Origin of the sequence: Pseudoalteromonas sp. MMG013, from assembly GCF_018100885.1 — a bacterium.
Lineage (GTDB): Bacteria > Pseudomonadota > Gammaproteobacteria > Enterobacterales > Alteromonadaceae > Pseudoalteromonas > Pseudoalteromonas aurantia.
In genome coordinates this window covers 1-10,197 of the sequence record NZ_JAGJEE010000056.1, presented here as the reverse complement: position 1 = coordinate 10,197, position 10,197 = coordinate 1, and the positions used below count along the sequence as shown (strand labels likewise).

The window sequence follows — 10,197 nt, the reverse complement described above, 5'->3', positions numbered from 1 at the left end:
CATGACAACAAAAAAGCAAACCAAACCTTTATTACCACCTAATTATTCACTATATTTATGACTTAACATTGCTCAGTAGTTAAATGAAATAAACTGATAAATAGCCACCTATTTTTAAGTTTTCAGCCGCTGCTGTATTCGTTATTTTTTTAATGAGGTAAAGTCATCAATCAGTTCTTCTAACTCTTTTATTAAATGACGATGTTGCTTCTCAGACAAACTCTGATAAACCTCAGCTAAAAACTGATTACGTTGATGTCTATTGTGGGCAATGCGCTCAGCTAACTCCGCACTTCTAAACTGTTCAGGCTCTTTGAGTAACTTTACCAAACCAGTTTCAAATTGTTTATCTGTACTAGGCTTTGCCAATAGGGCCTTGAGTTGAGCTTGATAATGGGTTCGGTATTCAGCTCTCAAGTCAGCAGTCGTCTGCTGTTTGTCGTACAATGCGACTATCAAGTCTTCTTGCCTGTCATTGAGGTTACCTAACCAACGTTCTAAATTATTTTCTTGGTCATTCAGCCACCGTTTTTTACGTTTTTGTACCGAGCGCTTTTGACGCTTTTTTATCGATTCTAATTCTGATTCAGCCAACTCAGAAAAAAGCGTGTTCACTTGCTCTTGAGTTAACATGGGTGCCATTGCAGCCAAATCAGGCGCTAATGTATCTCTGACTCGATACCAATGCGCGCGCAATCTGTTTTGGTGAAACTCTATGCGCTGCACAGACATGTTATCGGCTTCAACATCTGCTTTTATTTCATTAAAGTGAGCAATATATTTATCAAGTTCCTCGGCTTTGTGCCAACTTAACCAAAGCTGTAAACGTTCGTCAAAACGCGCTTCTTGATCATCCGTCAGTGAAATATAGTCATCTAAATACCAATAGGTGAGCCAACTTGCATTTCGGTATGCGAATTTAGTAGAACACCCCGCAACTGTTAATAGCGCAAGTAATATAATTATTTTTCTCATTGTTAAGCCACTCGAAGCATTTTATGACTTCAGTTTATACGCCTACTTAGCAAAAACAGATTAAAAAAGTGTTTAAAAGTATTACAAAATATTTATGAATAAAGCATTGTGACGACAATAGTTTCATTGTAGCGCTTCAGTAGGATGCTCAGAATAAGAAAACCAATCAATGAATCTACAAGCACTAAGTACAGCTTTAATTCAAAAGGCGTCCCTTTGGTCGTCAATTTAAGTTTGCTAAAAACGGCGTCAATTTCTACTTGACCCTCTCATAAAGCAAGCTAAAGTTAATTTTGTGCACACTGATGTGCCACTTAATCTTCAATTTATAAGGAAATACCATGAAGAAATTATTTTCAACTGTCGTTGTCGTCTCGTTTGCTGTCAGCAGCACCCTTCTTAGTTCGTTTAGTTTTGCTAGTGATATGATTGCTGTCTGTAATGCATGTTCTGAACAACAAATGCAAAACCGTGCAATTCAATATGCTCCCAATGGTGGTAAAGTACATATTATTGATATACATAATAATAAAGTGAGCGCTTATCAAACTGAGCGTGAAGAAGGCTTGGTCATGTATTGGGCTATTCCTGTAAAAGAGTCTATTAGAGCGGGTGTAACACATGTTCGAAACGCCAAAAATACAATTGAAGACTTAGCTCAAGGTAGCGTAAACATCGAGCATTTACGACCATTCTTAGGGGCATATTCAGATATTAACACGGCTCATACGGTTGCTAAGTATGCACCACAAAAGGCAGCGATTAAAACAGCGCTGAGTGACTACTTTACAGGTAATATAGCCGGTGCCATTACGTCTGCATCAGTCAGTTTAGGCACCGCTATAGTAAATCAAGCGCTGACAGTTAACCTCGCGGTTAATGTGCACTTTCCTAGCGATGGCACGACTTATGCCTTTATGTTTAAAGGTATAATAAAAAACTTAAATGGTGACGTGTCGGTCATGTTTGAGCCCATTATTGATTCAGGGCGAGATAAAGGGATCCGCTTACACGAATCACATAACTATATCGGCTACAGAGCCAGAGGTGTAAGCGATGCATTGCAACGTATTCTCAACCACATGCTCGCATCAGGAGTTGCCGTAACCCTAAACGGTAACCCGCTTCCAACAGGCACAGTCACAATCACCGATGTTGTATGTAGCAATGAACCTGGTAAAGGTTGTAATGCGACAGAATAAACGTGTGAGCTTCACTCGATAAAATAAGTGGCCAGTTAAGCTGGCTGTTTACTTTAAGCAGTAAGGGGGTAACTTATCGTTACTTCATTATCTGACCAATCATGGGCTGTATGTTTATCTACTTTCACACCCATGTGGTAATAACATAAGCCGCTATTTCTAAAAGAGATACGCGACTCGATGACTTCGCTAAACTACCTTCAACTCTTAACTTTTCCATCAGTGAACTTCCAGCCTCTAGTTCAGTGTAGAGGCTGGGAGTCAAATGTTCTGGTGAGGTTAGATTACAATGACTTCGAACCTGCTAATTCATGTGGGTTAAACTGGTGATTGTGACTATTCCACTTTGATGTAATACCAATATCATAACCGTAGATAAGTGTCACTCGAACCCAATCTTTATTTAATGACTCTGGGTAATTTTTAATTATGATCTGAGCCAATTGTTTTGCGACATCAGAATCATCAACGTTATTTTTATATAGGAACGCTCGAGTATTCACATATGTCGTTGTTTTGCTACCTGAGTCAGATGAGTTAAAACTAGTTGAGCCTTCTGTTACTCCTGCATATTTTACTAATTCGTTGTCGTTTATTGCCTGCTGAGTTACTAACAAACCTTTGAAAGGTTCCGATTTAGCTATGTCAGAAGTAAATACTGGTACTAGGACTGAGGTGATGAATAACCCTGCAACTACAGCTAAGTGAGGTCTCCACACTGAAGGCAATGTTTTAGAACTCACTCCCACGTTTACCACATAACTGCCTACCGCAAGATCATGTAATGACTGTCGTGTTACACGGTTAAAAATATATAAGTAAGAAATTGAAAATAAGCCACCAAATATAACAAATGATAACGGGTACATTAAGTATGGGCTCAATGCTTCGTTCGTGATCTGTACTCCACTAAGTGAAAATGGAACTGTGAGGAAGCTATACCTCAAGAAAGACTTAGGTAGGCTAATGGTTGAACTAGATGAATCCATGACTTTGATGTTTAATATTTTCTTACCAATTGTTTGGCCATTTGAAAAAGAGCTATTCATAACGCCAAAATATATAATTGATATAGTAAAACCAATTAACTTCCCCCAACCACCAAGCTGAACAAAGGTATCTTCCAGAAATAACCCTAAAACATACCCCAAGACGCCTAAAATCAGAGTGTCAATAAATAAGGCCCCGATTCTTCGCCAAAAACCACAAACCCATTTTTCTTGTACTTCTTGCAAAACTTAATCCTTACTACAATATTTAAAATCTCTATGATGCACTTGACCGATGAGGTGCTGGTAGTCTTTACCCAGAACGGCATAGAAAGCTATCCCTATTATAAATACAAAACTCGATATGCTCCCTCACACTAACCTGCACCCACCTATATTTAAAGCTCTGTCCCGCTACCTATATACATGACTATCCACAACACATAAAAAAGCACGGCGTACACACCGTGCTATCAAATTGTAATTAGGCGTTGCAGAAAAATTAATTTAAGCATAGATTGCTCTTGTCACATGAATGCATAAACAATGGTAAACACTCCTAACTATACCAGAAATCTATACGTGTATTTCTATCTAGTAGCAAAACCCACAGCCAACTACTCAGCCTCTTTTATAACTTGGCTAAACTCCATCACAAACTTAGCCCCTTGCACTGTAGGTTGCGCAGACACTTCACCTCCCATCAACACGGCAATTGAGTTATAAACAATATTCAGACCAATCCCCAAGTTACCATCTTGAATACTCGAGGTATAAAACGGCGTGAATATTTGACTTAATTGATCCTTTTCTATGCCTACCCCGTTATCTTCGTACGTTATTGTCACCCACCCCTCTTTTACATCGATGGTTATGTTAATTTGGTTGTCACTTCTTTGCGAAAACCCGTGATGAACTGAATTATCAACGAGTTGATCCAAGGCATTTAATAATAATTCAGGGTACCCCTCAATGTGCACGGTGTCACCCTCAATATTTGTCGTTACTCCACACTTATATTTACCTAATAGTCCAGCAAGCTTATCATTAATAAACGCACGTAAATCAATCGATGTTGATTTCATCCCTGTTAATGTTGTTGCAATTAATTTAAATTTCTCAACTAAACCTGCTGCCTTGCTACTGTTGTTTCTTACCAAGATTAATGCGTCTGCAGATTGTTCAATAAAGTCAGAAAGCATTTTTTGCGTTAACTTTTTCTCGTTTATTGCACATTTAATGTATTGCAGACGTTCGGTCACTATAGACGTTGAAGTCACCACAATACCAAGGGGGGTATTCAGTTGATGTGCCATCCCAGACACTATGATTGTCAATGCAGAGAGCTTTTCCGCTTCAATTAATTGCTGCTGGGTTTCTTTAAGTTTTTTGAGTGTTTTCGCCTGTAACTGATTTTTCCCACGAATTCTATGAAGAAAGAAAACCAATAACCCAGCAATTACCGCTGCGGCCACAACAAAAAGTATAAACTGACGCTTTATGGCTTTATTGTTCAACTCTCGAATGAGATTTTCTTTAGTTAAATTAGCAATATCGAGTTCTTTGCTGGTTACATCGACTTCAGCAAGGTAGTAAGCAACACTCACTTTAGACTGCCATTCAGAAAGCGTTACTTTCACATCAGCATATTGTTTGGTTGCCTTTAAGGCCAAATCAAACTGCTGCAACTGTGTATAAATTGACGCTTGCAGTAAATAGGCTTCAGCTAACGATTTATGACGCTTAAATTTAATCGCCATACTAATTGATTGCTTAACATCTTTCAGTGCTTGTTCATATCGTTCTAGATCCAACAGAAGGCGTGCTTTTTCTATTATGGGCGCGATACTGTAAGACAAGCTATCTGACTCTTTGGCGATATTTATTGCGGTGTTCAAATGGGTAAGCGCATTATTTACTTGCCCGCGTTGTCGATATATTTTACCTAGGTAATAATGTGACTCTGACGAAAAGTAATTAAAGTTGATGGCTTTTTGTGTTTCAAGCGCACCCTGAAAGTGCCTGTAGGCTAGCTCTGTATTTCCTCTTACAAAAGCAAGTTTACCTAAATTGGTTAACGCAAGACTGCTCATCGGGTCGTCTTTTCGCTCAAGTGCATCTTGATAAAACAAATCAAAATAATGCTCAGCTTGCTGCAAATGTCCCATAGCTAGATAAACAGTACCAATATTGTTCTCTGCTAATCTAATATCAACATCTCGTTCATTGTCGATAGAAATTCGATAACCATCGAGGTAATGCTCAAGGGCAAGCTCATACATTTCTATTCGGTTGAAAATAGTGGCAGTTAGTCCATAATAAAAAAACAATAATGACTCTTCTAATTCTGCATCCAAAACTTTGCACTGTGCAAGTTCTCTCAATGCCTCTTCAAGGCGGTCAACCAAAACTAATGCCCATGTTTTAGCGTATTTCAACCTGATACGCTGTCTCAGAGTTAGCTTATTTCCTTCTTCCTTTTTTATTCTTTCGATTTCCGCTATCGCCTTAAGTGGGGAGTCGCCATTAAGATAGTGGATATGTTGACTAATCTGGCTAAATTCCCCTTCAGAAAACGGCGTAGAAGCAACACAAGTAGTACAAAAAAATACAATAAAGAAGCACCATATTTTATACAAAGCCAACACCATAGAATAAGCCTCACCCTTTGTAAGCATAGCAAAAGCTCACATAAAGTTTTTGTTAGGCCACACGGTGTGATTTCACCCAAAATAAAGGCGCTGCTCATTCCCCCCGACCGACACTATATTTCGGTCACTCAACATTGAAACTCGTTGACAAAGCTTAGTTTAGTGCGTGGGCGAAGTATTCACCGTAGTAAAAACGCCCCACTACAACTCATCATCGACACGGTCGTATGGCGGCACATAAACTTTGTCACCTCCGTCGTCCTGAACTAGTGTCAATCTTCGTCTCTCTGAACTGGTTTCAATCTCAGTCGTACTGAGCTGGTTTCAATCCTGCCGCCCTGAGCTGGTTTCAATCCTGCCGCCCTGAGCTGGTTTCAACCTCCGTCGCCATGACCTAGTGTCAATCTCCGTCGCACTGAGCTGGTTTCAACCTCTACCGCCCTGAGTTTGTTTCAACCTCAGTCGCCCTGAACTGGTTTCAATCTCAGTCGCCCTGAACTGGTTTCAATCTCAGTCGCACTGAGCTGGTTTCAATCTCAGTCGCACTGAGCTGGTTTCAATCCTGCCGCCCTGAGTTTGTTTCAACCTCCGTCGCCCTGAACTGGTTTCAGGGTCCATGATTTGACCCAATAAACAATATAAAGGCGCGCACATAAGATCCCTGTATTTTATATCTGCCCTTTTTATTTACTTATAAAAGTGAGTGCAAGCAAAGCGTTTGACGTCATTTTGATTAATTTGTTCATTCACGTTTTGTGACCAACACGCCTTGAAGCTGTGTGCATAAATTTGACAATAGGCGACCATACCAATGCCTAAAGCAAGATGCCGTTAACGGCACCAAGCTGACTTTACTTGTTGTATTTTATCGTTGAACCAAGCTAAACCAGTTACCAGAGTTGTCTATGCCCATAGCTTCCACGCCATAAAGCTGCTCTGTCGGTGGCTGCATAAACTCCACTCCTTTAGCAACAAGCTCTTCGTACGTCTTTTGGCAATTTTCAGTTTCGAAAACACCCGCCCCAAATGCGCCCTCTTCGATCAAACTTCGTATCTTTTCGGCAGAATCTTTAGTGAACATTGGTCCCTCTTTTGGCTCTGCCAATACCAACTGAAGGTGTGAATTAGATTTCGGATATACCGTTAGCCATCGGAAATCGCCTTCTACTTTCATGTCATCACCGACTTCGAACCCGAGCTTATTTTTATAAAAATCAAGTGCTTCATCCTGATTCAGTACATATATTGTGGTGTGTGCTATGGATGTGATCATCTCAATACTCCTTGTTTTAATGTCTCTTTATTCTATAGAAATAATCACAATGATATTTCTCCAATATTGCTCAATTAGTCGATTTCCCTAAAAAATTATACGCATAACATGCCGGTATAGCCTGTGATGGAAAGCGATACGATTCTGCAGACAAAGCCCAAAGCTTACGACGATACACCGTAGGCGCCATACCAACTTGTTTTAAAAATAATGAAGAAAAACTACCAAGGCTTGTATAACCCACTTTCTCGCAAATTTCTGAGACACTAAAGTTTTCAGTAATAAGCATCCTCTTAGCTTGCTCAACTCTAAGACGAATCAAGAATTCGTTAGGCGTTTCTCCATAAGTATTCTTGAAAACACGCAAAAAATGGTAAGGGGACATATATGAATATGTTGCCATACCAGATAAGCTAAGCGGAGCGTCATAGTTATCAGCAATATAATCTCTGCCAGCATTCAGTCTTTCAAATTTATAGTTTGTAGCCATAAAATATACTCATTAATCTACATAAAATATAACAACTTTTTTGCTGGGTACTCTCTTCATTCTCAAGCGTTAAAATTAAGCAAGTACTCCGTTTCATACTGTCAAATTAATATAAAGTTAAAATAAATACAAATACTCATTTTACGGGAACTGGATAATCCCCCCAATAGAACATGTGCTGTTGTCGATTTGCAAAAAGTCATTATCCAACGACCGTTTACTTCAACATGCATTTAGATGTAATTATAGGGGAACTCCAATAAGAAGTTCACCACTCATAGTTGCGGGAGACAAACTTTTAAGGCAGAAAGTGTTATTGCTTGATAACGAGGAGATCATATAGCCTATTCAGGGGCGGATAATAACTTTCTAAAATGTATAGCGAAGTGAAAGCCCTGTAAACTAATAGCAGTACCGCTTAAAATCCTTGTTATGTATTTATGACACCATAATTAAAGGTGACTTTTTATAAAATTTGAATTCTATTAAATTACCTGCAGGATCATTGATAATAAATTTACCTGATTCGCTATTATCATCATTGGTTTTTTCGTTAGGTGGAAGAACAAATGGTAAAGTATCAACTTCAACCTTTTGAATAATAGACAACCATTCTGCTTTTTCTAAAATGACACCAAAATGGTCTATAGATTGAGCTTTCATAGTTTCAGTTTCTTGATGAAGAGTTAATTGGTGGCCAAAAAAGATAATATCTATCCATTTTCCTGTATCCCTGCTTTTTTACAGCCGAGAAAGTTGACATAAAACTCTTCTGATAAACGTAACTCAGGAACAACAAATAATAAATGAAATGGATTGCTCAACTTGACTCCTCAACGTGAAAAATACTCAACGCCGCCTTAAGCGGTGAATAATAGTTGGCTAAAATGTGAAGCGAAGCGGAACCGAGCAAACTGTAAAAAGTTCCGCTGTAATTGCTTGATATATTTCTATTTCACCACTTTTGGCGGTAAATAAATAGTAAATTCATTAATCGGTTCAATTAGTACACTATGAGGGGTTTGTTGTTCCTCTTGAGTGACTAAACCTAAGCGAGATAGTAAACCAAAACTAGCAAACTTAAGGTTTGCAGAAGATACTTCTAATTGCTTGTGCCACACCCTATACGTACCTAATTTACCATCTCGACGATAATAAAAACCAGCTAAAGGGTGCGTTAGGTATACTAGACCCGTTTCTGTATCAGGGAAGCCTGACAATTCAATTTTGGAGTCTTTGGTTTGTGTTAATTCAACATTAGCTGGAGCCCAAGTGGCTTCTGTCGTCATTTTGTATTTACGGTATCTTTGTTGTGGTTCATCATATTCACATTCAAATTTAACTTCACCACTATACCAAGGTAAATTCCAACAAAGTCTTGGTACTGCAAGTGTCCATGAATCTAAAGTTGTACCAAGAAACCAAACGCATCGCTCATTTGTTTCTTGATCGATAATATAAATTCGATAGTTTGTTTGTCCCATTGTGAACTTAGGAAATGGCATAACCGCAGATGTAAAATCTACATCGATAAAAGGAACTACGGAAATTAAAGCTTTTTCTTCACCATTAATTTTTAAAGTATCTAGTTTAAAACGCTCAGGAAAAAGCCCATCAAACCTTGAAGGATCAACTGCGTAGGTGATGATCGCAAAATGTTGTAATTTACAGAGAACATCAATCCATTTAGGAGAAGGTCTTGGGTGAAGAAAATCGTTTAATTTTAATGAATCCAACGCCGAGCCATCCTTGAAATATAACGAGCCTGTAGAATTACTCGTTTTAATTTATTTTTTATTGATGCCTCAACCATAGCCGAGTTCCTATTTTGATTCAATCGTTTAGTGGCTTTCCACTTCGATTTTCAAGATGCTCAGTACGCGCGTATGAATACAATATGCAAAGTCACTTACACCTGACTTGAGCCTGAAACTAACTGGATCACAATAATGAAACCAGCCGCCTTGAATAGTGCCATGATGAGGTTAACCAATGAATGTCTCGGCTCTGGCATCCTGCTTCGCTCTACTGCCTAAATCCATTTAAGCATAGTGTTCCTGCGAATCCATAAGGAAGTGGACAAAAGTAGGCAGCAATAAGAGAGCCTCACTATGTGTTTGCCGTAAGCAACTTGCTTAACAGCCACATCGACCGATGAAATAAACGAATTTGCTTATTGATTTAGAGTTGGCCGTCACTGTATAAAAACGGCCAAAAAGAACACTAGTGCCTATTGACAGAGTTAAGGCTCATATGTGTTATACGTATTTATTTCCGAACGACGAGGTCTCCGGATGAAAACCATATTTGCCTGTTATTGAATAATACTTCTTCCCAATTTTCAGGATTTGTTGATTCATTTTGATACGCAACTACAAATTGATGTTCAATGGTTGCAGTCTCAGGAAGAACATTTACCAATGAGCCACCAGTAATGCCATGTTTTTCACAGAGATTCAATTGGGCGATAGAGTCTTTAATTTGTAAGATTATGCCGATATGTTCCGCTTTCTCTTCCAGTGAACCAAATTCGATCTTCTTATCTAGCTCTACTAGATGATTTTGTAATACTGAAATTGCAGACTTCATCAAAACTCTCAATACGTATAACGAGCCA

9 protein-coding genes are annotated in these 10,197 nt (G+C 38.8%); 1 reads left to right on the top strand and 8 read right to left on the bottom strand.

Features of this window, described 5'->3' with window-relative positions:
• Positions 1-141 precede the first annotated feature (141 nt).
• The gene (locus J8L98_RS24165) at positions 142-975 is read right to left on the bottom strand and encodes a DUF6279 family lipoprotein (protein WP_210998613.1); all 834 of its coding nucleotides are present in this window, start codon (positions 973-975) and stop codon (positions 142-144) included.
• 341 nt (positions 976-1,316) lie between these two features.
• Here J8L98_RS24165 and J8L98_RS24160 point away from each other — a divergent pair, with 341 nt between their 5' ends.
• Positions 1,317-2,177, top strand: a complete 861-nt coding sequence (locus tag J8L98_RS24160) for a hypothetical protein (RefSeq protein ID WP_210998612.1) — start codon at positions 1,317-1,319, stop codon at positions 2,175-2,177.
• A 284-nt stretch (positions 2,178-2,461) separates the two neighbouring features.
• Here the strand turns inward: J8L98_RS24160 and J8L98_RS24155 are convergent, their stop codons facing one another.
• The 7 genes from J8L98_RS24155 to J8L98_RS24125 form a co-directional block, all read right to left on the bottom strand.
• Positions 2,462-3,412 carry an RDD family protein gene (locus J8L98_RS24155; protein WP_247682686.1) on the bottom strand — a complete coding sequence of 317 codons (951 nt, stop codon included), beginning with the start codon at positions 3,410-3,412 and terminating at the stop codon, positions 2,462-2,464.
• 371 nt (positions 3,413-3,783) lie between these two features.
• Positions 3,784-5,844 (bottom strand): ATP-binding protein, encoded by a 2,061-nt coding sequence (locus J8L98_RS24150; protein WP_210998611.1) that lies wholly within the window; start codon positions 5,842-5,844, stop codon positions 3,784-3,786.
• Between the two features lie 838 nt (positions 5,845-6,682).
• Positions 6,683-7,090 (bottom strand): VOC family protein, encoded by a 408-nt coding sequence (locus J8L98_RS24145; protein ID WP_210998610.1) that lies wholly within the window; start codon positions 7,088-7,090, stop codon positions 6,683-6,685.
• 70 nt (positions 7,091-7,160) lie between these two features.
• Positions 7,161-7,580 (bottom strand): AraC family transcriptional regulator, encoded by a 420-nt coding sequence (locus tag J8L98_RS24140; protein ID WP_210998608.1) that lies wholly within the window; start codon positions 7,578-7,580, stop codon positions 7,161-7,163.
• A 438-nt stretch (positions 7,581-8,018) separates the two neighbouring features.
• Positions 8,019-8,243, bottom strand: coding sequence for a hypothetical protein (locus J8L98_RS24135; RefSeq protein WP_210998606.1), 225 nt, complete (start codon positions 8,241-8,243; stop codon positions 8,019-8,021).
• A 287-nt stretch (positions 8,244-8,530) separates the two neighbouring features.
• On the bottom strand, positions 8,531-9,316 hold the full coding sequence (locus J8L98_RS24130; protein WP_210998604.1) for a DUF2071 domain-containing protein: 786 nt from the start codon (positions 9,314-9,316) through the stop codon (positions 8,531-8,533).
• 532 nt (positions 9,317-9,848) lie between these two features.
• Positions 9,849-10,197 (bottom strand): hypothetical protein (locus J8L98_RS24125; RefSeq protein WP_210998602.1); only part of this gene is annotated, 349 nt, incomplete at its 5' end.